The organism is Streptomyces sp. NPDC017676 (assembly GCF_044329325.1).
In the GTDB taxonomy this organism is placed as follows: domain Bacteria; phylum Actinomycetota; class Actinomycetes; order Streptomycetales; family Streptomycetaceae; genus Streptomyces.
In genome coordinates this window covers 370664-394842 of the sequence record NZ_JBIRJA010000003.1, presented here as the reverse complement: position 1 = coordinate 394842, position 24179 = coordinate 370664, and the positions used below count along the sequence as shown (strand labels likewise).

At 71.7% G+C, this 24179-nt stretch carries 25 protein-coding genes and 1 riboswitch; of the genes, 12 read left to right on the top strand and 13 right to left on the bottom strand.

What is annotated here, in order from left to right:
* Positions 1 to 24: 24 nt before the first annotated feature.
* A complete protein-coding gene (locus ACH4LD_RS09400; RefSeq protein ID WP_132785419.1) occupies positions 25 to 600 on the bottom strand; it encodes a TerD family protein in 576 nt (191 codons plus the stop codon).
* A gap of 167 nt (positions 601 to 767) precedes the next feature.
* Here ACH4LD_RS09400 and arfB point away from each other — a divergent pair, with 167 nt between their 5' ends.
* A complete protein-coding gene (gene arfB / locus ACH4LD_RS09395; RefSeq protein WP_132785418.1) occupies positions 768 to 1205 on the top strand; it encodes an alternative ribosome rescue aminoacyl-tRNA hydrolase ArfB in 438 nt (145 codons plus the stop codon).
* Positions 1206 to 1308: 103 nt separating this feature from the next.
* Positions 1309 to 2151: a sigma-70 family RNA polymerase sigma factor gene (locus ACH4LD_RS09390; RefSeq protein ID WP_398055578.1), complete on the top strand. Its 843-nt coding sequence runs from the start codon at positions 1309 to 1311 to the stop codon at positions 2149 to 2151.
* A gap of 16 nt (positions 2152 to 2167) precedes the next feature.
* On the opposite strand, the gene ACH4LD_RS09385 is transcribed toward ACH4LD_RS09390, so the two are convergent.
* On the bottom strand, positions 2168 to 2629 hold the full coding sequence (locus ACH4LD_RS09385; protein ID WP_398055577.1) for a GNAT family N-acetyltransferase: 462 nt from the start codon (positions 2627 to 2629) through the stop codon (positions 2168 to 2170).
* Between the two features lie 48 nt (positions 2630 to 2677).
* Positions 2678 to 3250, bottom strand: coding sequence for a flavin reductase family protein (locus ACH4LD_RS09380; protein ID WP_398055576.1), 573 nt, complete (start codon positions 3248 to 3250; stop codon positions 2678 to 2680).
* A 330-nt stretch (positions 3251 to 3580) separates the two neighbouring features.
* Between ACH4LD_RS09380 and cdgB the strand changes: the two genes are divergently transcribed.
* The gene (cdgB, locus tag ACH4LD_RS09375; RefSeq protein ID WP_398055575.1) at positions 3581 to 5236 is read left to right on the top strand and encodes a diguanylate cyclase CdgB; all 1656 of its coding nucleotides are present in this window, start codon (positions 3581 to 3583) and stop codon (positions 5234 to 5236) included.
* Positions 5237 to 5354: 118 nt separating this feature from the next.
* Positions 5355 to 6308 carry a CBM35 domain-containing protein gene (locus ACH4LD_RS09370; protein WP_398055574.1) on the top strand — a complete coding sequence of 318 codons (954 nt, stop codon included), beginning with the start codon at positions 5355 to 5357 and terminating at the stop codon, positions 6306 to 6308.
* Positions 6309 to 6363: 55 nt separating this feature from the next.
* Here ACH4LD_RS09370 and ACH4LD_RS09365 read toward each other — a convergent pair whose 3' ends face one another.
* The 5 genes from ACH4LD_RS09365 to ACH4LD_RS09345 all read right to left on the bottom strand — a co-directional run bounded on the left by ACH4LD_RS09365 (position 6364) and on the right by ACH4LD_RS09345 (position 10510).
* Complete coding sequence (locus ACH4LD_RS09365; protein ID WP_398055573.1) at positions 6364 to 6774, bottom strand: hypothetical protein; 411 nt, start codon at positions 6772 to 6774, stop codon at positions 6364 to 6366.
* A gap of 44 nt (positions 6775 to 6818) precedes the next feature.
* A complete protein-coding gene (locus ACH4LD_RS09360) occupies positions 6819 to 7163 on the bottom strand; it encodes a peptidase inhibitor family I36 protein (RefSeq protein WP_398055669.1) in 345 nt (114 codons plus the stop codon).
* A gap of 147 nt (positions 7164 to 7310) precedes the next feature.
* On the bottom strand, positions 7311 to 8228 hold the full coding sequence (locus tag ACH4LD_RS09355) for a 1-phosphofructokinase family hexose kinase (protein ID WP_398055572.1): 918 nt from the start codon (positions 8226 to 8228) through the stop codon (positions 7311 to 7313).
* Between the two features lie 123 nt (positions 8229 to 8351).
* Positions 8352 to 9479 carry an N-acetylglucosamine-6-phosphate deacetylase gene (gene nagA / locus ACH4LD_RS09350; protein ID WP_398055668.1) on the bottom strand — a complete coding sequence of 376 codons (1128 nt, stop codon included), beginning with the start codon at positions 9477 to 9479 and terminating at the stop codon, positions 8352 to 8354.
* A gap of 86 nt (positions 9480 to 9565) precedes the next feature.
* Positions 9566 to 10510 (bottom strand): ROK family protein, encoded by a 945-nt coding sequence (locus ACH4LD_RS09345; protein WP_207928377.1) that lies wholly within the window; start codon positions 10508 to 10510, stop codon positions 9566 to 9568.
* Positions 10511 to 10651: 141 nt separating this feature from the next.
* Here ACH4LD_RS09345 and ACH4LD_RS09340 point away from each other — a divergent pair, with 141 nt between their 5' ends.
* From ACH4LD_RS09340 to otsB, 3 genes are all read left to right on the top strand, one after another.
* The gene (locus ACH4LD_RS09340) at positions 10652 to 11905 is read left to right on the top strand and encodes an extracellular solute-binding protein (protein ID WP_132785410.1); all 1254 of its coding nucleotides are present in this window, start codon (positions 10652 to 10654) and stop codon (positions 11903 to 11905) included.
* Between the two features lie 35 nt (positions 11906 to 11940).
* A complete protein-coding gene (locus ACH4LD_RS09335; RefSeq protein WP_398055571.1) occupies positions 11941 to 12165 on the top strand; it encodes a DUF3263 domain-containing protein in 225 nt (74 codons plus the stop codon).
* Between the two features lie 198 nt (positions 12166 to 12363).
* Positions 12364 to 13227 carry a trehalose-phosphatase gene (gene otsB, locus ACH4LD_RS09330; RefSeq protein WP_398055570.1) on the top strand — a complete coding sequence of 288 codons (864 nt, stop codon included), beginning with the start codon at positions 12364 to 12366 and terminating at the stop codon, positions 13225 to 13227.
* On the opposite strand, the gene ACH4LD_RS09325 is transcribed toward otsB, so the two are convergent.
* Together ACH4LD_RS09325 and ACH4LD_RS09320 are read right to left on the bottom strand one after the other, a co-directional pair.
* A complete protein-coding gene (locus ACH4LD_RS09325) occupies positions 13194 to 14633 on the bottom strand; it encodes a trehalose-6-phosphate synthase (RefSeq protein ID WP_398055569.1) in 1440 nt (479 codons plus the stop codon). The two genes, otsB and ACH4LD_RS09325, sit on opposite strands and share 34 nt — an antisense overlap.
* Positions 14634 to 14707: 74 nt before the next feature.
* Positions 14708 to 15652 (bottom strand): glucosyl-3-phosphoglycerate synthase, encoded by a 945-nt coding sequence (locus ACH4LD_RS09320; RefSeq protein ID WP_398055568.1) that lies wholly within the window; start codon positions 15650 to 15652, stop codon positions 14708 to 14710.
* Positions 15653 to 15783: 131 nt separating this feature from the next.
* Positions 15784 to 15923: riboswitch (SAM riboswitch) on the top strand.
* Positions 15924 to 15940: 17 nt separating this feature from the next.
* Between ACH4LD_RS09320 and thrC the strand changes: the two genes are divergently transcribed.
* The 5 genes from thrC to ACH4LD_RS09295 all read left to right on the top strand — a co-directional run bounded on the left by thrC (position 15941) and on the right by ACH4LD_RS09295 (position 21585).
* A complete protein-coding gene (gene thrC / locus ACH4LD_RS09315; RefSeq protein ID WP_398055567.1) occupies positions 15941 to 17224 on the top strand; it encodes a threonine synthase in 1284 nt (427 codons plus the stop codon).
* Positions 17225 to 17372: 148 nt separating this feature from the next.
* The gene (locus ACH4LD_RS09310; RefSeq protein WP_103809750.1) at positions 17373 to 17648 is read left to right on the top strand and encodes a MoaD/ThiS family protein; all 276 of its coding nucleotides are present in this window, start codon (positions 17373 to 17375) and stop codon (positions 17646 to 17648) included.
* A 449-nt stretch (positions 17649 to 18097) separates the two neighbouring features.
* Positions 18098 to 18301: a cold-shock protein gene (locus tag ACH4LD_RS09305; protein ID WP_004986573.1), complete on the top strand. Its 204-nt coding sequence runs from the start codon at positions 18098 to 18100 to the stop codon at positions 18299 to 18301.
* 299 nt (positions 18302 to 18600) lie between these two features.
* Positions 18601 to 20223, top strand: coding sequence for a chaperonin GroEL (groL, locus tag ACH4LD_RS09300; protein WP_014673417.1), 1623 nt, complete (start codon positions 18601 to 18603; stop codon positions 20221 to 20223).
* Positions 20224 to 20457: 234 nt separating this feature from the next.
* Positions 20458 to 21585 carry an NADH:flavin oxidoreductase gene (locus tag ACH4LD_RS09295; RefSeq protein WP_398055566.1) on the top strand — a complete coding sequence of 376 codons (1128 nt, stop codon included), beginning with the start codon at positions 20458 to 20460 and terminating at the stop codon, positions 21583 to 21585.
* A 28-nt stretch (positions 21586 to 21613) separates the two neighbouring features.
* Here ACH4LD_RS09295 and ACH4LD_RS09290 read toward each other — a convergent pair whose 3' ends face one another.
* The 3 genes from ACH4LD_RS09290 to ACH4LD_RS09280 all read right to left on the bottom strand — a co-directional run bounded on the left by ACH4LD_RS09290 (position 21614) and on the right by ACH4LD_RS09280 (position 24133).
* Complete coding sequence (locus tag ACH4LD_RS09290) at positions 21614 to 22186, bottom strand: hypothetical protein (protein ID WP_103809752.1); 573 nt, start codon at positions 22184 to 22186, stop codon at positions 21614 to 21616.
* 48 nt (positions 22187 to 22234) lie between these two features.
* Positions 22235 to 23158 (bottom strand): N-acetylmuramic acid 6-phosphate etherase, encoded by a 924-nt coding sequence (murQ, locus tag ACH4LD_RS09285; protein WP_132785402.1) that lies wholly within the window; start codon positions 23156 to 23158, stop codon positions 22235 to 22237.
* Positions 23159 to 23227: 69 nt separating this feature from the next.
* A complete protein-coding gene (locus tag ACH4LD_RS09280) occupies positions 23228 to 24133 on the bottom strand; it encodes a MurR/RpiR family transcriptional regulator (RefSeq protein ID WP_132785401.1) in 906 nt (301 codons plus the stop codon).
* Positions 24134 to 24179 lie beyond the last annotated feature (46 nt).

Here is a 24179-nt window from a genome sequence, read left to right as displayed (position 1 = left end):
GGGCCTGCTCGCACGGCTCGGCCGTCAGACGTTGACGCCGAAGTCCTGGGCGATGCCCACCAGGCCCGAGGCGTAGCCCTGGCCGACCGCGCGGAACTTCCACTCCGCGCCGTTGCGGTACAGCTCGCCGAAGATCATGGCCGTCTCGGTGGCCGCGTCCTCGGACAGGTCGTAGCGCGCGATCTCGGCGCCGCCCGCCTGGTTGACGATGCGGATGTAGGCGTTGCGGACCTGGCCGAAGTTCTGGCCGCGGTTCTCGGCGTCGTAGATGGAGACCGGGAAGACGACCTTCTCGATGTCCGCCGGGAGCGCGGCCAGGTTGACGTTGATCGCCTCGTCGTCGCCGGCGCCCTCGCCCGTGCGGTTGTCGCCCGTGTGGACGATCGAGTTGTCCGGGGTCTGCTTGTTGTTGAAGAAGACGAAGTGGGCGTCCGAGTAGACCTTGCCCTGGGGGTTCACCGCGATGGCGGAGGCGTCCAGGTCGAAGTCGGTGCCGGTCGTGGTGCGGACGTCCCAGCCGAGGCCCACGGTGACGGCGGTCAGGCCCGGAGCCTCCTTGGTGAGCGAGACGTTGCCACCCTTGGACAGGCTTACAGCCATGTTGGGAGTCCCTTCCTTAGATATCCCGTGCGTATCCGTGCACGCTGTGCCGACGAAGCTACCGTCACCGGGGACAACGTCGAGGGGGGTCCCCGTGGTTCCGGATCCCTTTACCTTTTTTACCGAATCGGAAATCCAGGTGACGTGAGGCGGGCCGGGCCGGGAACATGAAAGACATGTCCGGGCCCTACCTCATCCGTGGCTCGGTCTCGCTTCCCGAGGCCGAGCTGATGTGGCGTTTCTCCAGGTCGTCCGGGCCCGGCGGACAGCACGTCAACACCAGCGACTCGCAGGTCGAGCTGCGCTTCGACCTCGCCCGCACGGAGGCGCTCCCTCCGGTGTGGAAGGAGCGGGCACTGCGACGGCTGGCCGGCCGCCTCGTCGACGGGGTGGTGTCCGTACGGGCCTCGGAGCACCGCTCCCAGTGGCGCAACCGGGAGGCCGCCGCCGTACGCCTCGCCGCGCTCCTCGCGGAGGCCACCGCGCCGCCGCCCAAGCCCCGCAAGCCGACCCGCATCCCGCGCGGCATCAACGAACGCCGGCTGCGCGAGAAGAAGCAGCGCGCGGAGACCAAGCGGGGCCGCTCGGGCCGGGACTGGGGCTAGCCGGGGCCGGGCGCCCTGTCACATCTGCCGGTTCCCCGTCGTCAGGGTGGTGCAGGAGCACTCGGGACCGCCGAGGGCGACGACGGAGAGGCCGCAGCCACCCATGACCGACCACGACTTCCTCGCCCAGCGCTTCGAGGCCCACCGGGGGCATCTGCGGGCCGTCGCCCACCGGATGCTCGGTTCCGCCGCCGAGGCCGAGGACGCCGTCCAGGAGGCGTGGTTCCGGCTGAGCCGGTCCGACACCGGTGAGGTGGAGAACCTCGGCGGCTGGCTGACGACCGTCGTCGGCCGGGTCTGCCTCGACATGCTCCGCTCCCGCCGCTCCCGGGGCGAGCAGCCGCTGGAGACCTGGCGGCCGGCGCCCTCCGCCGAGCCGGACCCCGTGCAGGACGCCCTGCTCGCCGACGCGGTCGGGCCGGCCCTCCTCGTCGTCCTGGACACGCTCTCCCCGGCCGAGCGGCTCGCCTTCGTGCTGCACGACCTGTTCGGGGTTCCCTTCGAGGAGATCGGCGGCATCCTCGGCCGCAGTCCGGCCGCGGCGCGGCAGCTCGCGAGCCGGGCCCGGCGCCGGGTGCGGGGCGGGCAGGCGCCGGAGGCCGACCTGGCCCGGCAGCGTCAGGTGGTGGACGCCTTCCTGGCCGCCGCGCGCAACGGCGACTTCGACGGGCTGCTGGAGGTGCTCGACCCCGAGGTGGAGGCCCGTACCGAGGCCGGTGTGAACAGCGGTGCGGGCCGGGTCGCCGCCGGCGCGGCGAGCTTCGCCCATCTGGCGCGCGTCGCGCGTCCGGTGCTGGTCGACGGCATCACCACCGGCCTGGCCGTGTTCGCCGACGGCCGCCCGGAGCGGGTCCTGGCCTTCACCTTCGCCGCCGACCGCATCGCGGTGATCGACATCATCACCGACCCCGACCGGCTGGCGGACCTCACCGTCGAGGAGGTCTAGCCCGGAACGGGCCCGCTCAGGACAGGTCCAGCACCCCCACCGTCTGGCCCCCGCTCGTCTCCCCGTTCTTCCGGAAGCCGAGGCGGAGGTAGAACTCCTCGGGGCCGTCCGGGCCGGGGTGCCAGCTGACGTACAGCTCCTTGCCGCCCCGGCGGCGGATCTCACCGGCCACGGCGGTCACGGCGAAGCGGCCGTAGCCCCGGCCCTGTTCGCCCGCGGCGATGTTCAGCCGCCACAAGCCGGAGCGGTGCACGCTGCCGTCGCCGTGCCAGTCGATGTCGAGGAAGGCCATCAGGAAGCCGACCACGCGGCCCTCGTCGACGATCAGGCGGGGCCAGGCGACGCCGGGGGGATGGACGTAGGCCTCGGCCAGGGACCGCACGACCGGCGAGACGGCGTGTTCCTGGTCGGGGCGGACGCGGACGGCGACGGCGGTGTCGAAGGTGGCCGGCGTGACCTCTTCCAGACGTGGTGTCATCCGCTCACCGTAGGCACGCGGCCCCTCCGTCCGCCAGCGGATTCCCGCTCAGCCCAACTGCCGGTACCGGCCCCGGAAGTACAGCAGCGGGCCCCCCTCGGCGCTCGGCACCCGGGCGGTGAGGACTCGGCCGATGACCAGGGTGTGGTCCCCGGCGGTCACCCGCTGCTCGGTCCGGCACTCCAGGGTGGCCAGCGCGCCGCCGACCAGCGGGGCGCCGGTGACCTCGCCCCGGACGTAGGGGATGTCCTCGAAGAGCAGCCGGTCGCTGATGCGGCCCCTCATGGCGAAGCGGCCGGCGATGTGCCGCTGGCTCTCGGTGAGGACCGACACCGCCCACAGCGGCTGCTCGTCGAGCAGGTCGTCCATGCGGGCGCCCGTGCGCAGGCTGACCATGACCAGTGGCGGGTCGAGGGAGACGGACATGAAGGCGGTGGCGGTCATGCCGACGTCCTCCACGCCCGGCGCCTCGGGGTCGTCCGGGTCCAGCGGCGGTTCCTGCGCGGTCACCAGGACCACGCCCGCGGCCAGCCGGGACATCGCGGCCCGGAACTCGTCGTTGCTCACCCCCTCAGCATGCCCGGAAGGCAGGGGGGTCGTGGGGGAGGGAGTCTTCAGCACGCCGGAAACGCTAATCCCCGCCCCGCGCGGCCCGCATCGGCCCTCCGCCCGAACCCGGTCCTAGGACCAGCGGCGCACACAGGCGGCGAACGGCCAGATGCGTGCATCATGTGAGCACGGGCGCACGCTGTGCGTTCAGGAAACGCACAGGGCAAACGCAGAAACTCCACTCAATTGTTCACGTTCTCCTGTGACTTGAGTCACAAGAGGCAGTAATTGTTGACCCTGTGTACCGAGTGGGCTTCGCGCTGTGATTCAGTGGCGGGGAAGCCACGAAGAGGTTCAGACACAACCCTTGATTCGCTGCGAGGTCTCGGGGGGAGGGTGAGCATGGAGACCGAGTCGGAGCCGTATGTCCGTCTTGCGTCCCTGCGACAGCTGCACCAGGTCATGGCCGACATGAACACGGCACGCAGCCTGGCGGACACACTGCAGACCGTCGCCGACGGCGCCGTGTCCGCCCTCGGCTACGAGATGGCGGCCGTCAACCTGGTCCGCCAGGACGGCGATCTCGTGGTCGCCGCCTTCTCCGGCAACTCCGCCGCCGAGGCCCTGATCACCGGCCGGGCCGGCTCACGCGAGTCCTGGGACCGGCGGCTGAGCATGGGCGAACGCTGGGGCGACCTCGTCTTCATACCGCACACCGAGGGCTGGGTCCTCGACGACGACGACGTCCCCCAGTGGTACACCGACGGGCCCGCGCCGCGCTTCGAGGACGAGTGGCACCCCTCCGACCGGCTCTTCGCGCCCATGTACACCCCCGGCGTGCAGGGCGGCACCTGCGGCGAACTGCTCGGCGTCATATCCGTCGACCGGCCGCGCAACGGCCGCCGCCCCGGCGCCTGGGGTCGCGAGGCCCTCCAGATGTACGCCTTCCAGGCCGCCATCGCGATCAGCAACGCGCGCCTGCGCGCCAACATGCAGCGCGCCCTGGTCCGTCTGGAACGCGAGCAGCAGGCCCTGCGCGCCAGCGAGGAATCCTTCCGGCAGGCCTTCGAGTACGCCCCCTCCGGCATGGCCATCGCCGAGATGGGCGGTGACCAGCACGGCCGCATCCTGCGCACCAACGACGCCCTGTGCCGGCTGCTCGGCCGGCCCGCCTCCGCGATGCGCCGCTACTCCTTCGCCGACCTGGTCCACCCGGAGGACGTCGGCACCCTGCTGCGGACCTCCGCGGAGGGCGGCCGTGCGGAACTGCGCCTGGGCCGCCGCGACGGCACCTACGTCTGGGTGTCCCTGCGCAACAGCGTCGTCGCCGACGCCGCCGACGGCCCCCGCTTCCTCCTCACCCACGTCGAGGACATAGAGGAGCGCAAGCGGCGCGAGCTCCAGCTCGCCCACCGCGCCTCCCACGACTCGCTGACCGGCCTGCCCAACTCCGCCGAACTGCGCTCGCGCCTGTCCGCCCGGCTCTGCCGTCGCCCCGCCCACGCCGGCGCAGTGGAGTCCCTGGACGCGGCCTACGGCCACCCCGCCTTCGACGCCCCCGCGGGCCACGGCTTCGACTTCACGCCGGGCGCGGAGGGCTTCGACGCCTACGACCACCATGTGCACACCGTCGCGCCCGAGGACGGCCGTGACGACGGCACCAAGGGCCTCGCGGTCCTCTTCTGCGACCTCGACGGCTTCAAGTCGATCAACGACCGGTTCGGGCACAACGCGGGCGACGCGGTACTCATCGAGGTCGCCCGGCGGCTGAGCAACGGCGTCCGGGACGGTGACACGGTCGCCCGGCTCGGCGGCGACGAGTTCGTGATCCTCGCCGACGGCCTCGGCCGGGCCGACGCCCAGGACCTCGCCGTACGGCTGCGCAACGAGATCATCCAGCCGATCCGCGCCGAGGGCCGGGCCGTCCGGGTGGGTGCGAGTTTCGGTATCGGCTGGGCCCACTGCGGCATGACGGCGGACGAGGTGCTGAAGTCCGCCGACGAGCGGATGTACGTAGAGAAACGATCTCGTCCCAAACAGCACCGCCGCGCTGGATGATGCGCAGGTCAGCGAGTTGATGCGGTCCGGGTCACCCGTTTGGGCCGGCGAGAGCGGGTAGGCTCGCCATTCCACACCCGTACCGCATCCGCCCGCACCTGTTGAGGAGTACCAAGGGATGACGCCCGGCGACAACGGCGCGAGCACGCCCGAGGACGACGACCCGTTCGGCTACCTGTACGCAGACGGCCAGGCCCGGGGAGCCCAGCCGCCGTCCGGCGGTTACGGCTACCCGAACTCGGTCAGCAGGGTGCGCACGGTCGGCGAGCGCAGCTACGGCGCACCGCAGGCCCCGCACGGTCAGCCGCCGCAGGCAACCTACGGCCAGGGCGTTCCCCAGCAGGGCGCCTACGGCCAGCCGAACGCCCACTACCAGGCCCCGGAGACGCTCCCCGGCGGTGCCCCGGCCTCCCACCGCCCCGCGCCCCCCGCGCCCGGCCGCCGCGGCCCCAACACCAAGGGCCTGCTGATCGGCGCCATCGCGGTGGTCGCCGCGGTCGTCATCGGCATCGGCGTCGCGATGATCAACGGCAACACGGACGACGACAAGTCCGGCAACGAGGCCGGCGCCACCGCGACCCAGTCGCAGACCAGCAGCCCGAGCCCGTCGGGGAGCACCTCGGCGACGCCGGGGGAGCTGCCGAAGACGGACGCGAGCGCGCTCCAGCTGGCCGGCGGTGCGACCAAGGCGACGGACGTACAGGGCGCACGGGCGGCCGGCGGCACCTATGTGACGGGCTTCAACCAGACCGGCGCCTCGATCACCTGGAACGTCGACAACATCCCCGAGTCCGGCAAATACAGTGTCTACGTCGGTTACAGCGTTCCCGGCAAGGACGCCACCGCCACCCTCACGGTCAACGGCGCGGCTTCCAACACGCCTGTCGGACTGAAGAACTGGGCGGGCGCCGCCGCGGGCGACTACAAGAAGGGCTGGACGAAGACGTACAGCTGGATCCAGCTCGACAAGGGAGCGAACACCATCGCGCTCTCGTGCGCGCAGGGAAATCAGTGCGATGCTCTGATCGACCAGATGTGGCTGGTGAAGGGTTGGGTCAATTCCAGCGGCTGAGCCCCGAAGCGGGTGCGGTGACCTCGACGGCCACCGAGGTCACCACAGTCTCTGCTCAGATGCGTCCGCCTTCGACACAGAGGACGGCCACCCAGCCCGTCTTTCCGTCCCACTTCACCTTCACCCAGTCATTGCCAGACGGGCCTCCGGACCAGCACTTGTATGAGCCGCCGTTGTCCTCCCGCGTGCACGGGGTCGTCGTGCAAGGAATCCTGGCATCTGGGTCGGTGACCGAGTGGACTACGGTCGACGAGGTGCTGGCAGTCTTTCGGATGCTGAAGTAGTGGCCATCCTTCATCCAGACTCCGGCTTGATCGGCCGACGCCGTGGAACTCATGGAAATGACGAGCCCCATCGAGGCCAGACCGAGAACCGCGAGTTGCTTCGCAGCATGTAATGCGCGCATGTGTTCCTCCAGCGAGAAGTAGATCTCAAGTGCGGTGCCCGCCCGTGACGGGTGGGGCACGTCAATGTGTTTCGGGCTCGGCCACCTGCACAAAGGCCGCGGCGCTAGCCCCCGTGGACGGCAATCCCCGTGACGGTGCCATGGGCGTCGTCCGAGTAGGTGTGCGGCTGGAGCGTGACCAGCCGGGTGCCGACGCCGCAGCCGGTGGTGATGTGCCAGAACTCGATGCGGTAGGACGTCTGGTTCGAGACGGACCGGGCTGCGGTGAAGGGCAGGCAGCTGGGCGTCACGGAAAGAACGGTCCTGGTTCCCGTCCTGTTCGTCCCCGACCATCCGCAGACCTTTCCTTGCGGGCAGGTCTTGGGATCAGCCGCCGCAGCCGGTGTGGCGAAAGCGCCGCCCAGCAATGCGCCGGTCACAGCCACCGTCGTCAGGCTCCCCCCGAGCATGCTCATACGAGGTTCCCCCTCTGTCCATCGCTACTGGTCGAGGTAGCGAACGGGGTGATCATCTGATCATGCCGCTGCCACAAGGGAACAGGCCGCCTCTCGGCCAAACCCGCTGGACGGGCATGTCCGGCAAGCGTTCGCGCAGCTTCACGCCACCGTCACCGATACTCGCGCCAGGAGTTTCTCGTAGGCCGCGCGGTCGAAGTCGCCCGCTGTCGGGGACCGCACGGTGGCCGCCGACAAGGCGACCGCGCGGGTGAGTCGGTCAGGCCAGGGGAGTTGGTCCCGCAGGCCGGACAGGAGGCCGGCGACCACCGCGTCGCCCGCGCCGGTGGGGTTGCCGAACTCGGGGGCCGGCGGAGTGGCGCGCCAGCGGCCTTCGGGGGTGACGGCGAGCAGGCCGTCCGGGCCGAGGGAGGCGACCACCGCGCGGGCGCCGCGGCGTCGGGCGTCCTGGGTGGCGCGCAGGGGCTCGTGGGAGCCGGTGAGTTCGGCCAGTTCGTCGGCGTTCGGCTTGATGATGTCCGGGCGGGCCGCGACGCCCCGGCGCAGGGGTTCGCCGCTGGTGTCCAGCAGAACGGGGACGCCCTGCGCACGGGCCGTGCGGACCAGGTTCGCGTACGCGCCGACCGGGACCCCCGGGGGCAGGCTTCCGCACAGGGCCACCGCCGAGGCGCCGTCCAGCAGTTCCTCGTAACGGTCGAGGAAGGTTCCCCACTCGGCCGGCTCGATCTGCGGGCCGGGCTCGTTCAGCTGGGTCGTGTCCCCCGAGAGTTCGTCGACCACGGCTACCGTGCGCCGGGACGCCCCGGCGACCGGCACCAGCGCGTCCGTCAGGCCGGGCGTGCCGGTCAGCCGGTCGCGTATCGCCCGGCCGGTCCCGCCGCCCGCGAAGCCGGTGACCGTCACCTCGTGGCCGAGCGCGGCAAGCACCCGGGCCACGTTCACGCCCTTGCCGCCGGGCCGCTCCACCACTTCGGAGACGCGGTGCGAGGCGTGCGGCCGCAGCGACCGTACGCGATAGGTGAGGTCGAGAGCGGTGTTCAGCGTGACCGTGAGGATCACCCGGGCCGACCTCCCTCGAAGTCCGTGCGGCTGTCTCGGTTTTCCGGGGCCTCGATCATGCCAAAGAGACGGCGGCCGGCCCAGTGCGCGGGTCGGCCGCCGTCTCCTCGACGCCGGTATGGATCAGGGCAGTTGGGGCGCTACCACCCATTCGCCCTGCCGCATCACGCCTTTCAGCTCGAAGTCCGCGTCCAGCAGGACCAGGTCGGCGTCCTTGCCGGGCTCCAGCGAGCCGACGCGGTCGAAGAGACCGAGCAGCCGGGCCGGGTTGACCGACAGGGCGGTCACGGCGTCCTCCACCGACAGCCTGTCGACGGTCACCGCCCGCCGGAACGCGCGGTCCAGCGTCAGCGTGGAGCCCGCGATCGAACCGCCCTCCACCAGCCGCGCCACGCCCTCGCTGACCTCGACCTCCAGCGGTCCGAGCATGTAGCGCCCGTCGCCGGTGCCGGCCGCGTCCATCGCGTCGGTGATGAACGCCACCCGGTCCGCGCCCGCGTGATGGAACGCCAGCTCCAGCGCGGCGGGGTGCAGATGGACGCCGTCGTTGATCAGCTCGACCGTGACCCGCTCGTCCTCCAGCAGGGCGGCGATCGGGCCGGGCGCGCGGTGGTTCAGGGCCGGCATGGCGTTGAAGAGGTGGGTGGCGACGGTGGCGCCCGCGTCGATCGCCTCGACCGTCTGCTCGTAGCCGGCGTCGGTGTGCCCGATCGCCGCGATCACGCCGTGGTCGGCGAGCAGCCGTACGGAGTCGATGCCGCCCGGCAGCTCGGTCGCGAGGGTGACCATCTTCGCCTTGCCGCGCGCCGCGTCGATCAGCTTGCGGACCTCGGCCGGGTCCGGGTCGCGCAGCAGCTTCTCGGAGTGCGCGCCCTTGCGGCACGGCGAGATGAACGGCCCCTCGAAGTGGACGCCCGCGATGTCGCCCTGCTCGGCCAGCTCGCTCAGCAGGCCGGCCTGACGCACCAGCAGGTCCATCTCGTCGGTGACGGTGGAGGCGACGAGGGTGGTGGTGCCGTGGAGGCGGTGCGTGTGGACGGCGGTGAGGATCTGCTCGGCGGTGCCGGAGAAGGAGGCTCCGCCTCCGCCGTGGTTGTGGATGTCCACGAAGCCGGGGACCAGCCAGTGGCCGGTGACGTCGATCAGCTGGGCGTCGGCCGGAGGGGTGCCGGTGATGCGCTTGCCCGCTACGGCCAGCCGCCCGCCCTTCACCGTGCCGGTGGGGAGCACCACGTTCGCGCCGGTGAGCACCTGCGGGCCGGTGGGGGCTTGTCGCACAGTTCCCCGCGCCCCAGACGGGGCGCTGTACGTGCCCGGAGTTTCCCGCTCGGTTGCCATCAGGTGCTTACCTCCGGAGTCGTGGATGTGGCTGTCAGCAGGTCCTGCGCGAGCAGCCCCGCGCCCAGGCAGCCGGCCGTGTCGCCCAGCGCGGCCGGGACGATCGTCGGCAGTTTCTGGAAGGTGACCCGGTGCCGGACGGCGTCCCGCAGGGGCTGGAACAACACTTCCCCCGCCTCGGCCAGGCCGCCACCGATGATCAGCGTGCGGGGGTCCAGCAGGGTGAGGGCGGTGACCAGCCCGTCGGCGAGCGCGTCCACCGCCTCCTGCCAGACCCGGACGGCGTTCGGGTCGCCGGACGCGACGGCCTTCGCGCAGTCCGCCGCGTCCGCGCCGGGGTCGCCGCAGGCCGCCGCCCAGGCCGCGCTGACGGCGGACGCGGAGGCGTACCGCTCCAGGCAGCCGCGCTGCCCGCAGGGGCAGGCCGTGCCCGAGGGGCGTACGACGATGTGGCCGATCTCGCCCGCGAAGCCGTGCGCGCCGGCCTCCACCCGGCCGTCGATGCCGATGGCGCCGGCGATCCCGGTGCCCAGCGGCACGAACAGGAACCGGTCGGCGCCCCGGCCCGCGCCGATCCGGCCCTCCGCGAGGCCGCCGGTGCGGACGTCGTGGCCGAGGGCGACGGGCACCCCGAGCCGGTCGGTGAGCAGGGCCCGCAGGGGTACGTCCCGCCAGCCCAGGTTGGCGGCGTAGACGGCGGTGCCGGTCGTCTCGTCGACGATGCCGGGGACGGCGATGCCGGCCGCGCCGGCGGGTTCGCCGTAGTGCTCGACGCCGTACGCGCGCAGCTCGGCGGCGAAGTCGAGGATGCCCGCGAGCACCGCCTCGGGGCCGCGCTCGCGGCCGGTGGCGCGGCGGGCGCGGTGGAGCAGCGCGCCGTCGTCACCGACCAGGGCGGCCTTCATCCCGGTACCGCCCACGTCGAGGGCGATGACATGTCTCACCACGGGCCTAGTGTGACCCTCCCACCCGGGAGAGGTCTAGTCCACTCACGTGGTGTAGACCTTATGTGTCCACATATTGAACCGTCAGACAGCAGGGTTGGGGATTTGAGCGTGCGTCGGCGTACGGCAGGAACGATCGCGGTGGTGTCCGCACTGGGCATGACGGCGGTCCTCGGCGGCTGCGGGAGTACGGGCTCCTCCGACGTGACCCTCAGACTCGTCGCCGCCGACTACGGCGACTCCGCCGCCAACAGCTCCAAGAAGTACTGGGACGCCCTGGTCAAGGAGTACGAGAAGCAGCACTCCGGGGTGAAGGTCGAGGTCAGCGTCTACTCCTGGAACGACGTCGACCGCAAGGTCAAGGAGATGGTCGACGCCGGCCACGCGCCGGACATGGCCCAGATCGGCGCCTACGCCGACTACGCCGCCGCCGGCAAGCTCTACCCGGTCTCCGACCTGCTCTCCATACGCACCCAGGCGGACCTCCTCTCCCAGCTCTCCGACGCCGGCCAGTGGAAGCACACGCAGTACGGCATCCCGTTCGCCGCCTCCACGCGCGTGCTCTTCTACAACAAGGACCTCTTCGCCAAGGCGAACCTCACGGCGCCCACCACCTGGGACGAGCTGGCCGCCGACGCGAAGGCGCTCAAGGCGGAGGGCGTGAAGTACCCGTACGCGCTGCCCCTCGGCCCCGAGGAGGCACAGGCCGAGACCATGCAGTGGCTGCTCAGCGGCGGCAACGGCGGCAGCGGCTACACCGACGACGTCGGCACCTACACCATCGACTCCGCCACGAACGTCGAGACCTTCACCTGGCTCAAGGACGAGCTGGTCGGCAAGGGCCTGACCGGCCCGGTCGCCCCCGGCAAGCTCAACCGCGCCGCCGCGTTCGCCGCGTTCGCCGACGGCCAGGTCGGCATGGTCAACGGGCACCCCACGCTCATCCAGCAGGCGGCCAAGAAGGGCGTGAAGTTCGGCATGGTGCCGATGCCGGGCCGCACCGGCAGGGCCAGGGCCTCCATGGGCGTCGCCGACTGGATGATGGGCTTCAAGCAGAACGGGCACGCCCAGCAGATCGGCGACTTCCTCGACTTCGCCTACAGCGAGAAGAACGTCCTCGACTTCTCCCGGAAGTACGGACTGCTGCCGGTCACCGGCTCCGCGTCCAACACCATGGCGGCGTCGGACGCCCCCGCCGACAAGGCCCTGCGCCCCTTCCTGGAGCAGCTGCCGACCTCGGAGCTGTACCCCGTCGGCAAGACCTCCTGGGCGGCGGTCAGCGCGGCCGTGAAGCAGAACATCGGCCAGGCGGTCTCCCCCGGCGGCAGCCCCGCCGGCGTCCTGACCCGCCTGCAGTCGACGGCCATGGCGGCCGACAGCAGCAGCGTCAACTGAGCCCGCTGTCAGTGCCCGCCGCTACCGTGGCAGGCATGGAACTGGGCACCCGCGAGAAGGCGATCCTCGCGCTGGAGCGCCGGACCTTCCCCGGCCCCGGCGCGAAGGAACGCGCGATACGGGAGGAGCTGGACCTGTCCCCCGTCCGCTACTACCAGCTCCTCAACGCCCTCCTGGACGACGCGCGGGCCCTGGCCCACGACCCGGTGACGGTCAACCGCCTGCGCCGCATCCGGGAAACGAGACGCGCGGAACGCTGACCCCTACGCACACCGCGCCGGCCGACCGGGTATGCGGCGGTACCCGGGGTGCCTTCGGCCGACCGAGGGCCCGGCGGAACCTTCTCGGCAGACCGAGTCGGGTGGTGGGTGGGCGGGGCAGGGGTCCGGGGCGGAGTCCCGGGCGTGCGGCGGCCGAAGCCGAGGCGTGAGACCCCCCGGGCTGGATAGTGTCGCGGTATGGACGCCATGGACGCTCTGCCGACCCCGCGCACCCAAGCCGGCCAGGACGGCCTCGCCGCCCTGCTCGCGCAGCCCCGCACCGCCCTGATCGGCCTGGACTTCGACGGCACGCTGGCCCCGATCGTCGCCGACCCCGAGCAGGCCCGCGCCCACCCCGGGGCCGTACCCGCCCTCGCCGCCCTCGCCCCCGCGATCGCCTCCGTCGCCGTGATCACCGGCCGCCCGCCCGAGGTCGCGGTCCGCTACGGCGGCTTCGCCGGCGTCCCCGGCCTGGAGCACCTCACCGTCCTCGGCCACTACGGCGCCGAGCGCTGGGACGCGGCCACGGGTGAGCTCACGGCCCCGCCCCCGCACCCCGGCGTGGCCGCCGTCCGCGCCGAACTGCCGGGCCTGCTGGAGCGCGCCGGAGCGGGGGAGGGCACGTGGATCGAGGAGAAGGGCCGGGCGCTGGCGGTGCACACCCGCCGCGCCCCCGACCCGCAGGCCGCCTTCGAGGCCCTGCGCGCCCCCCTCGCCGACCTCGCCACCCGGCACGGACTGATCGTCGAGCCCGGCCGCATGGTCCTGGAACTGCGCCCACCGGGCATGGACAAGGGCGTGGCCCTCCTGGACCACGCCCGCGCCGTCCACGCCGGCTGTGTCGTCTACGCCGGTGACGACCTGGGCGACCTCCCCGCCTTCGCCGCGGTCGAGAAACTCCGCACCAACGGCGTCCCCGGCCTGCTGGTGTGCAGCGGCAGCACGGAGGTCACGGAACTGGCGGACCGGGCCGACCTGGTGGTCGACGGCCCGGAAGGGGTCGTGGGCCTGCTGCGGGCGCTGGCCGCTCAGCTCGGCCGGGGGTCCAGCGCCGCCAGCTGATCGAGGAACCACCGGGCCGGCGGCAGCGCGGTCGCGGCGGCGGCCAGTCGCTTCGAGCGCTCCGCCCGCGCGTCCGCCGGCAGGTTCAGCGCCTCGTGCAGGGCCCGTGCCGTCCCCGCGATGTCGTACGGGTTCACCACGAAGGCGTCCTCGCCCAGCTCCTCGTACGCCCCCGCCTCCCGCGACAGCACCAGCGCGCAGCCCTCGTCGGAGACGACCGGGACCTCCTTGGCGACCAGGTTCATGCCGTCCCGGATGGGGTTCACCAGGGCCACGTCGGCCAGCCGGTAGGCGGCCAGGGAGCGGGCGAAGTCGTCCTTCACGTGCAGCACGACCGGGGTCCAGCCCGGTGTGCCGTACCGCTCGTTGATCTCGTCCGCGACCCGCCGCACCTCGGCGGTGTACTCGCGGTACACGGCGAGGTCCTGCCGGGACGGGTAGGCGAAGGCCACGTGGACGACCTTCTCCCGCCACTCCGGGTGGTCCTCCAGGAGCTGCTCGTACGCCAGCAGCCCGCGCACGATGTTCTTGGACAGCTCCGTCCGGTCCACCCGGACGATCGTCTTCCGGCCCGCTCCGATCTCCGCCCGCAGCGCCGCCATCCGCTCGTCCACGTCCGGCTCGTGCGCCCGCTCGCGCAGGAAGTCCGCGTCCGCGCCCAGCCCGTGCACCCCGATCCGGGTGCCGGAGGGGATGCCGGGCCCGAGCACCGCGTGACAGCAGTCCGTGAACGCGTCCGCCCACCGCCGGGTGAGGAACGCCGCCCGGTCCGCGCCCAGGATGCCGCCGAGCAGCTCGGCCGCGATGTCGTCGGGAAGGAGCCGGAAGTAGTCCGGCGGCGCCCACGGGGTGTGCGAGAAGTGGCCGATGCGCAGGTCGGGCCGGAGCTGCCGGAGCATCCGCGGGGCCAGGGCCAGGTGGTAGTCCTGGATCAGCACGGCCGCGCCCTCGGCCGCCTCCTCGGCCAGCGCCTCGGCGAACGCCCGGTTGTAGGCCTCGTACGACGCCCACTGCCGCCGGAAGCCGGCGTCGAAGACCGGCTCCAGCGGCGTCTGGTACAGCATGTGGTGGACGAACCAGAGCACCGAGTTGGCGATGCCGTTGTACGCCTCGGCGTGCACGGTCGCGTCGATGTCGAGCATCCGCACCCGCTGCCCGCCGGTCTCCTCGGCCGGCAGCAGCCCGCCGTCCGCGCGCCGGACGGCCGCCCGGTCGCCGTCGCCGAGCGCCGCGCACACCCACACCGAGTCCGCGTCGGATCCGATGGCGGACAGTCCCGAGACCAGCCCGCCGCCGCCCCGTCGGGCCTGCAGCGAGCCGTCCTCGCCCACCTGGTAGGAGACCGGGCCGCGGTTCGACGCGACCAGCACCTGAGCCTTTTGCGCAGCATCGAGCGTGGAAGCCATACGCCTCAACCTAGCCCGGCCCCCAACCGCTCAAACGTACGGCCCGCCCGGCGGGCCGACCGTATACGGCCCGTTCACGCCACCTTCCGTTCGGCGTACTCCGCGATCTCCACCATGGGCGGCCGCTCCTCGGTGTCCACCGAGTAGGTGCGCGGCTCGAACCCTTCCTCGCCCCGCTCGAACTGGGTCAGCGCGGGCCGGATCAGATGGCCGCGGGCCAGCCGGAGCTGGGCGGTGCGGTAGATCGCGGCGGCCATCCGGCCCAGCGCCTGCCCGTCCTGGTGCCGGTGCCTGCGCACGCCCACGTCGACCTGGGCCAGCGCGTCCAGGCCCACCAGGTGCAGCGCGTCCACCAGCATGCCCAGCTCCACGCCGTAGCCGACCGGGAACGGCAGCTGCTGCAGCAGCGTGCGGCGCGCCGCGTACTCGCCGCCCAGCGGCTGCACGAACCCGGCGAGCTGCGGCCAGTGCATGTTCAGCAGCGGGCGGGCCATGAGTTCGGTGACCCGGCCGCCCTGCCCGGCACTGCCGCCGAGCGGGCGGTCGTACATCGCCTTGACCAGGTCGATGTCCGGGTCGGTGAGCAGCGGGCCGACGATCCCGGAGACGAAGTCGGAGGAGAACTCCCTGAGGTCCGCGTCGATGAAGCAGACGATGTCCCCGCCGGTCACCAGCAGCGACCGCCACAGCACCTCGCCCTTGCCGGGGACGGCCGGGATGCGCGGCAGGATGGCGTCGCGGTGGACGACCCGGGCGCCGGCGCGCGCGGCGATCTCGGAGGTGCGGTCGGTGGAGCCCGAGTCGACGACCACGATCTCGTCGACGAGCGGCACCTGTTCCACGAGGTCGTGCCGGATGACCGCGACGATGTCGCCGACGGTCTCCTCCTCGTTGAGCGCGGGCAGGACGACGCTGATGGTCTGGCCCGTGCGCTGCTTGGCGGCGAGGATCTGGTGCAGCGGTCGGTCGGCCACGGACCAGGACCGGGTGGTCAGCCAGCGCTCGACTTCTTCCAGCACAGTCTGTGGCTCCTCACTCGTGTCTCGCGGTTCGGACGACTATCTCAACTGTCCCGGCCGTCGGTTACAGTCTTGAACAACGCCGATGACCATCGCATGTCGGGGGTCGGGTGCGTTCCACAACCGCATACCGCTCATCCAGAGGGGCAGAGGGACACGGCCCGGTGAAGCCCCGGCAACCCCCCTGACCGGACTCGTTCGCGCGAGGCTCACGGCCAGGGAAGGTGCCAATTCCGTCTCACGGCGAGATGCGTCGTGGGGAAGATGAGGAGAAAGGGCCTCGCCTCCATGGCTGTGCAGACAGTTGCCACCACCAGCGAATCCACCGTCGACCTCGGCCCGGCCGCGGCCCTGAGCTGTCGCGAGTGCGGCCACCGGGTGCCGCTCGGCCCGGTCTTCGCCTGCGAGGAGTGCTTCGGCCCGCTGGAGATCGCCTACGACTTCTCCGGCTACGACACCGAGGAACTGCGCCGCCGCATCGAGGCGGGTCCCGCGAACATCTGGCGCTACGCGCCCCTGCTGCCGGTCCCGGCGGACGTCGCCGGCAAGCCGAACATCAATCCCGGCTGGACCAAGCTCGTCAAGGCCGACAACCTGGCCCGCGAGCTGGGCGTGACCGGCGGTCTGTACGTGAAGGACGACTCCGGCAACCCGACCCACTCCTTCAAGGACCGGGTCGTGGCCCAGGCCCTGGAGGCCGCCCGCGCCTTCGGCTTCACCACGCTGTCCTGCTCCTCCACCGGCAACCTGGCCGGTGCCGTCGGCGCCGCCGCCGCCCGCGCCGGCTTCCGCTCCTGCGTGTTCATCCCGCACGACCTGGAGCAGGGCAAGATCGTCATGGCCGCGGTCTACGGCGGTGAACTCGTCGGCATCGAGGGCAACTACGACGACGTGAACCGCTTCTGCTCCGAGCTGATCGGCGACCCGGCCGGCGAGGGCTGGGGCTTCGTCAACGTCAACCTGCGGCCGTACTACGCGGAGGGCTCCAAGACCCTGGCGTACGAGATCTGCGAGCAGCTCGGCTGGCGGCTGCCGGACCAGATCGTGGTCCCCATCGCCTCCGGCTCCCAGCTCACGAAGATCGACAAGGGGCTCCAGGAGCTGATCAAGCTCGGTCTGGTCGAGGACAGGCCGTACAAGATCTTCGGCGCGCAGGCCGAGGGCTGCTCCCCGGTCTCCACCGCCTTCAAGGCCGGCCACGACGTCGTACGGCCCCAGAAGCCGAACACCATCGCCAAGTCCCTGGCCATCGGCAACCCGGCCGACGGGCCGTACGTCCTGGACATCGCGCGCCGCACCGGCGGTGCCGTGGAGGACGTGACGGACGAGCAGGTCGTGGACGCGATCAAGCTGCTCGCGCGGACCGAGGGCATCTTCGCGGAGACCGCCGGCGGCGTGACCGTCGGCGTCACCCGCAAGCTGCTGGAGGCGGGCGTGCTGGACCCGGCGAAGACCACGGTCGTCCTCAACACCGGCGACGGCCTGAAGACCCTGGACGCGGTGGCCGGGACCGGCCTCACCGCCACCATCCGCCCGACCCTGGACTCCTTCCGAGAGGCCGGCCTGGCATGACAGGCGTCCCGCGGGGAGGCCGGACGCGGCCCGCGCGCCGGCCGGGGCCGGTCGCGCCCACGCGGCGGCACCCGCACCCGCCCCACGGCCCCGCGCCCTTTCGGCGCCGCCCCGCCGTATCCGTGAACCCGACCGGAGGTCCCACCGCATGAGCGTGACCGTTCGCATCCCCACCATCCTGCGCACCTACACCGGCGGGCAGGCCGAGGTCGCCGCCGAGGGCACGACGCTCGGCGAGGTCATCGCCGACCTGGAGAAGAACCACACGGGCATCGCCGCGCGCGTGCTGGACGACCAGGGCAAGCTGCGCCGGTTCGTCAACGTGTACGTCAACGACGACGACGTCCGTTTCGAGCAGGGCCTGGACACCGCGACCCCCGACGGGGCCGGCGTCTCGATCATCCCGGCGGTCGCCGGCGGCTGAGCCGCGGACCGGCGCGCTCATTACCTTCGGTAACCGCGGTTACCGGCTGTTCGTCCGATTGCCCCCTCCGTGAGAGAAACGGAGGGGGCAATTCTGTGTGATTGAGCGCGGTAGAGTTGGGGAACACAGCCCCGGCCTCCGGGTCGGGGGCCCTGGATTTCATGCCGCCCGCCCGACAAGAAGTAGCCAAAGTGTGCGGGTTGTCTGCGGCTTTTGTGGCTTTTGTGGAGCCCGACTTGCCCTGAATTCGTATGAATTCTCACCAGATTCCGGACCGTTCGCGTCCAGAATTCTCGTCCGATTGACCTGTTGCAGACGGCAGTTGGACAGATACATTCAGCCGCGGTCGACGCGTTCCGGCGCACGCCCCCGACCAGTTGGGGGGTGAGGTCTGACCCGGGTCCGCGAAGTGTGGATCTGTGCAAGGGCCAGTAATAGGGGAGTTAGGCATGGCTCAGGGCACCGTCAAGTGGTTCAACGCGGAGAAGGGGTACGGCTTCATCGCGGTCGACGGTGGTGCGGACGTCTTCGTCCACTACAGCGCGATTCAGATGGACGGCTACCGCACCCTGGAAGAGGGCCAGCGGGTCGAGTTCGAGATCTCGCAGGGCCAGAAGGGTCCGCAGGCCGACATGGTTCGCGTCACCGCCTGAACGTTTCTTGTCCGAAGGGCCCGCACCTCGCAGAGGGTGCGGGCCCTTCGCCGTGCCCCGGTTCCGCTGTTCGCGTGCGGCTGACGAGGGCCTCCCACCCGCCCAGGCGCTTGCACTCGACCATGCCGAGTGCTAATCATTGGCGTTAGCACTCTGAAGGTGAGAGTGACAGCGAAGGACCGGGTCGGTGAGGCCCGCGGGTCATGTGGTGCAAGGGACCACGGGGCCGGCGAGCCGTCCGTCGCGGGCGCGGGCGCGGTCCGAAGGAATCACCCCCAGTCCTGGAGGGACCACTTCACATGGCCAAGATCATCGCGTTCGACGAGGAGGCGCGGCGCGGCCTTGAGCGCGGTATGAACCAGCTCGCCGACGCCGTCAAGGTCACCCTCGGCCCCAAGGGCCGCAACGTCGTCCTTGAGAAGAAGTGGGGCGCCCCCACGATCACCAACGATGGTGTGTCCATCGCCAAGGAGATCGAGCTGGAGGACCCGTACGAGAAGATCGGCGCCGAGCTGGTCAAGGAAGTCGCCAAGAAGACGGACGACGTCGCCGGTGACGGTACGACCACCGCGACCGTGCTCGCCCAGGCCCTGGTCAAGGAGGGCCTGCGCAACGTCGCCGCCGGTGCCAACCCGATGGCTCTGAAGCGCGGTATCGAGAAGGCCGTCGAGGCCGTCTCCGCCGCCCTGCTGGAGCAGGCGAAGGACGTCGAGACCAAGGAGCAGATCGCCTCCACCGCGTCCATCTCCGCCGCCGACACCCAGATCGGCGAGCTGATCGCCGAGGCGATGGACAAGGTCGGCAAGGAAGGCGTCATCACCGTCGAGGAGTCCAACACCTTCGGTCTTGAGCTTGAGCTCACCGAGGGCATGCGCTTCGACAAGGGCTACATCTCCGCCTACTTCGCGACCGACATGGAGCGCATGGAGGCGGTGCTGGAGGACCCGTACATCCTCATCGCCAACTCCAAGATCTCCTCGGTCAAGGACCTGCTCCCGCTGCTGGAGAAGGTCATGCAGTCGGGCAAGCCGCTGCTGATCATCGCCGAGGACGTCGAGGGCGAGGCCCTGTCGACCCTGGTCGTCAACAAGATCCGCGGCACCTTCAAGTCCGTCGCCGTCAAGGCCCCGGGCTTCGGTGACCGCCGCAAGGCCATGCTCGGCGACATCGCCATCCTCACGGGCGGCGAGGTCATCTCCGAGGAGGTCGGCCTCAAGCTGGAGAACGCGACCCTGGACCTCCTGGGCCGCGCCCGCAAGGTCGTCATCACCAAGGACGAGACCACCATCGTCGACGGTGCCGGCTCCTCCGAGCAGGTCAACGGCCGTGTGAACCAGATCCGCGCCGAGATCGAGAACAGCGACTCGGACTACGACCGCGAGAAGCTGCAGGAGCGCCTGGCGAAGCTCGCCGGCGGTGTCGCGGTCATCAAGGCCGGTGCCGCCACCGAGGTGGAGCTCAAGGAGCGCAAGCACCGCATCGAGGACGCCGTCCGCAACGCGAAGGCGGCCGTCGAGGAGGGCATCGTCGCCGGTGGTGGCGTGGCCCTGCTCCAGGCCTCCCAGGTCTTCGAGAAGCTGGAGCTGGAGGGTGACGAGGCGACCGGTGCCAACGCCGTGCGCATCGCCCTGGAGGCCCCGCTGAAGCAGATCGCCGTCAACGCCGGCCTTGAGGGCGGCGTCGTGGTGGAGAAGGTGCGCAACCTGACCCCGGGTCACGGCCTGAACGCCGCGACCGGCGAGTACGTCGACCTGGTCGCCGAGGGCATCATCGACCCGGCGAAGGTGACCCGTTCCGCGCTGCAGAACGCCGCCTCCATCGCCGCGCTGTTCCTCACCACCGAGGCCGTCATCGCCGACAAGCCGGAGAAGGCCGCGGCCCCGGCCGGCGGCGGCATGCCGGGCGGTGACATGGACTTCTGATCGACCTGACGGTTGATCGCCTGTCCTACGGACCGAGGGCGGCACCCCCAGCTTCTGGCTGGGGGTGCCGCCCTCGGGCGTTCCCGGGGTGCGACGAGGGTGTCCGGTATCACGTGAGGGGCTCGGGACCGGACCGGGACGCGGGCCGGTGGGCGGTGTTTACTTAAGACACTGCAACAATGCGTGCGCACATACCAGTCGGTTCATCCCGCCCACTCACGAGGAGCCCCCCACGTGACCGTCACCACGCCCCCCGCCTCCCGCGCGGCCCGCGTCCTGTCCCGCCCGATCACGCTGAACGGCCTCACCGTTCCGAACCGGATCGTGATGGCGCCCATGACCCGCATGTTCTCGCCGGGCGGCGTCCCGGGCGAGGACGTGCGCTCGTACTACGCCCGCCGGGCCGCCGCAGGGGTCGGCCTCATCGTCACCGAGGGCACCTACGTGGGCCACCCGTCGGCCGGCCAGAGCGACCGCGTCCCGCGCTTCCACGGCGAGGAGCAGCTCGCGGGCTGGGCGAAGGTCGCCGAGGACGTGCACGCGGCCGGCGGCACCATCGTCCCGCAGCTGTGGCACATCGGCATGGTCCGCAAGCAGGGCGACGCCCCCTTCCCGGACGCGCCCGCCGTCGGCCCCTCCGGTCTGGAGACCGCCGGCGCCGAGCCCACCGGCAGGGCGATGACGCAGACGGACGTGGACGACGTCATCGCCGCGTTCGCCGAGGCCGCTGCCGCCGCCGAGCGCATCGGCTTCGACGGCGTGGAGCTCCACGGCGCCCACGGCTACCTCCTCGACCAGTTCCTGTGGGCGGGCACCAACCGCCGCACCGACGCGTACGGCAGCGACGCGGCGGCCCGCACCAGGTTCTCCGCCGAGATCGTCGCCGCCGTGCGTGCGGCGGTGTCGCCGGACTTCCCCGTCGTCTTCCGCTACTCGCAGTGGAAGCAGCAGGACTACACCGCCCGGCTCGCCGAGACCCCCGAGGAGCTGGAGGCCATCCTCACCCCGCTCGCGGCGGCCGGTGTCGACGTCTTCCACGCCTCCACCCGCCGCTACTGGCTGCCCGAGTTCGACGGCTCCGACCTGAACCTGGCCGGCTGGACGAAGAAGCTCACCGGCAAGCCCGTCATCACCGTCGGCTCGGTCGGCCTCGACGGTGACTTCATCAACGCCTTCCAGGGCGAGGGCTCCCCGGTCAAGGGCATCGACAACCTCCTGGACCGCCTGGAGGCCGACGAGTTCGACCTGGTGGCCATCGGCCGCGCGCTGCTCCAGGACCCCGAGTGGGCGGCCAAGGTGCTCTCCGGCCGCTTCGACGAGCTGAAGCCGTACGACGCGGCGGCCGCGAAGACCCTGAGCTGACCGGCGTCACCCCCGGGGGCGCCGGCCGCTAGAGGTTGCCCATCGGCTCGATGTCGACCCGTACCGGCGTCCCCCACACCCGCAGCACCTCGTAGTCGGTGAACTCGTGCACCAGCCGGTAGGCCATGGCCGGCCGGGAGCCGCGCCGCTGGGCGGCGAGATACGCCTCCGCCTCGCGCCGGTCCCGCCGCGGCGTCCCGCACAGCTGCCACTCCTGGCCGTTCCACAGCTCCGGCAGCCACCGCTGCTGCGCCTGCGGCCGGTCACCGCGCACGCCGTACCGGGAGGGGGCGGAGGGGGCCGGCTCGCCCGGCCGGGGCCGGCCGCCCTGGAACTCCGACCGGCGGGCGGCCCGGCGCCTGGTCTCGCACAGCAGGCACAGGTCGGGCGCGCTCTCGTCCACCGGTCCCTGCGGGTGCTCGGGGCAGCGGGTGGTGGGCGCGGCGGTGGTCACGGTGTCGTCCAGCAGGTCGAGGGCGCGCCGCAGGTCGTCCTTGATCTCGTGCAGCCGGGCGTCCGGCGTGTCGGCGGTCAGGGCCTCCCCGTGCTCCCCGAGCAGCCGGAGAGCCCGTCCGAGGGCGGTGAGCTGGGCGTGATTCATGTCGGTGGGTGCCTCCTCCCCTCCATGGTGCCCTGACCGCACGGTCCGTCAGCGTGCCGCGTGGCCCAGCGCCGTGCGCAGATGGCCGCCGGACTCCTCCAGGAGGCGGGCCGCCGTCGGGCCGTCGACGCCGGCGAGGAGGGCCAGGATCGCGTGCTTCACCTCGCCGCCGGTCTCCGTGAGGGCCCTGGCGATGTCGGCGTCGCTCGCGCCCGTGGCCAGGGAGACGATCCGGTGGGAGCGGGCCCGGAGCTTGTCGTTGGAGGCGCGCACGTCGACCATCAGGTTCCCGTACGTCTTGCCGAGCCGGATCATCGTGATCGTCGAGAGCATGTTGAGCACCAGCTTCTGGGCCGTGCCCGCCTTCAGCCGGGTGGAGCCGGTGATCAGCTCCGGGCCGACGACGACCTCGATCCCGTGCTCGGCGGCGGCGGCCAGCGCGCTGCCCTCGTTGCAGGCGAGGCCGATGGTCAGCGCGCCGAGCGCCCGGGCGTGCTCGACGGCGCCGACGGCGTACGGGGTGCGGCCGGAGGCGGAGACGCCGACCACGGTGTCGTCCGGGGTGAGCTTCAGCGCGTCCAGGTCCCGGCGGGCCAACTCCTCGGAGTCCTCCGCGCCTTCGACCGAGGTGACCATGGCCGTGGGACCGCCCGCGATCAGGCCGACGACCTGCTCGGGGTCGGTGTTGAAGGTGGGCGGGCACTCGGAGGCGTCCAGCACGCCCAGCCGGCCGGCGGTCCCGGCGCCGGCGTAGACGAGCCGTCCGCCCCGGCTCATGCGCGCGGCGACCGCGTCGACGGCGGCGGCGATCCGCGGCAGCTGCGTCGCCACGGCGGCGGGCACGCCCGCGTCCTCGCCGTTCATCAGCCGGGCGATGTCGAGGGTGGGCAACCGGTCGATCTCGGCGAGTTCCGGACGGAAGGCCTCGGTGGTCAGCGAGGCCAGCTGGTCGCGCAGGTCGTGAGAGGTCATAGGGGGGTGGCTCTCTCCGGTGACGTGTGACGGGGGGTGGTGAACCTTCCTGCGGTTCCTTCCTACCCTCTATCGCGAACCGCTCCGGTGCCGGTGCGCCAACGCCTCGTAGGAGGCGGCCAGCGCGGGTGCCGCCGTCTCGTACGTCCGCTGCGCCACTCCCACGAACAGACAGTCCACGACCAGCAGCTGACTCGTCCGGGAGGACATCGCGGCGGGCCGCAGCTCCGTCTCCCGTGACGTCGACGTCGTCAGCACGAGGTCGGCGTACTGCGTGACCGGCGAGTTCGGCCGCCCGGTGATGGCCACTGTCGTCGCCCCGCGTTCGAAGGCCACCCGGAGCGGTTCGATCACGTCCCCCGTCGACCCGGAGTGCGTGATCGCGAGGGCCACGTCACCCGAACGGAGCTGCACCGCGTTGGTCACCGCGAGGTGCGGGTCGCTGTGCGCGTGGGCTATGAGCCCTATCCGCAGCAGCTTCTGGGTGAGGTCCTGGGCGACGAGCCCGGACGCCCCTATGCCGTACACGTCGGTGCGGCGGGCGGCGGCGAGCGCGGTGACGGCCGCGCCGAGCTGGCCGGTGTCGAGTCCGGCGGCGGTGTCGGCGAGGGTCTGCTGCTCCTCGTAGGCGAGCTTGGTGACGACGTCGGCGATGGGATCGTCCACCGCGATGTCCGTCGTGATCGCGGGCGCGCGCCCGGACTGCTGCTGGGCGGCGAGCCCGGCGAGGGCGAGCCGCAGGTCGCGGTAGCCCGGATAGCCGAGCAGCCGGGCGGTGCGGACGACCGTCGCCTCGCTGGTGCCGGTGAGTTCGGCGAGGCCCGTGACCGTGAGGGCGGCGCAGCCGGCCGGGTCACCGGCGACGGCCTCGGCGACGCGCTGCATGGACCGGGTCATGGACGGGGCGAGCGTGCGCACCTTGGCGGCGAGCGATCCGCCGGGGCTGCCGAAAATTTCCTTCACGTCCTGGGTCACATGTGAAAGATATTTTCGGTTCGGTGTCGCGGTCAAGAGTGCGCAC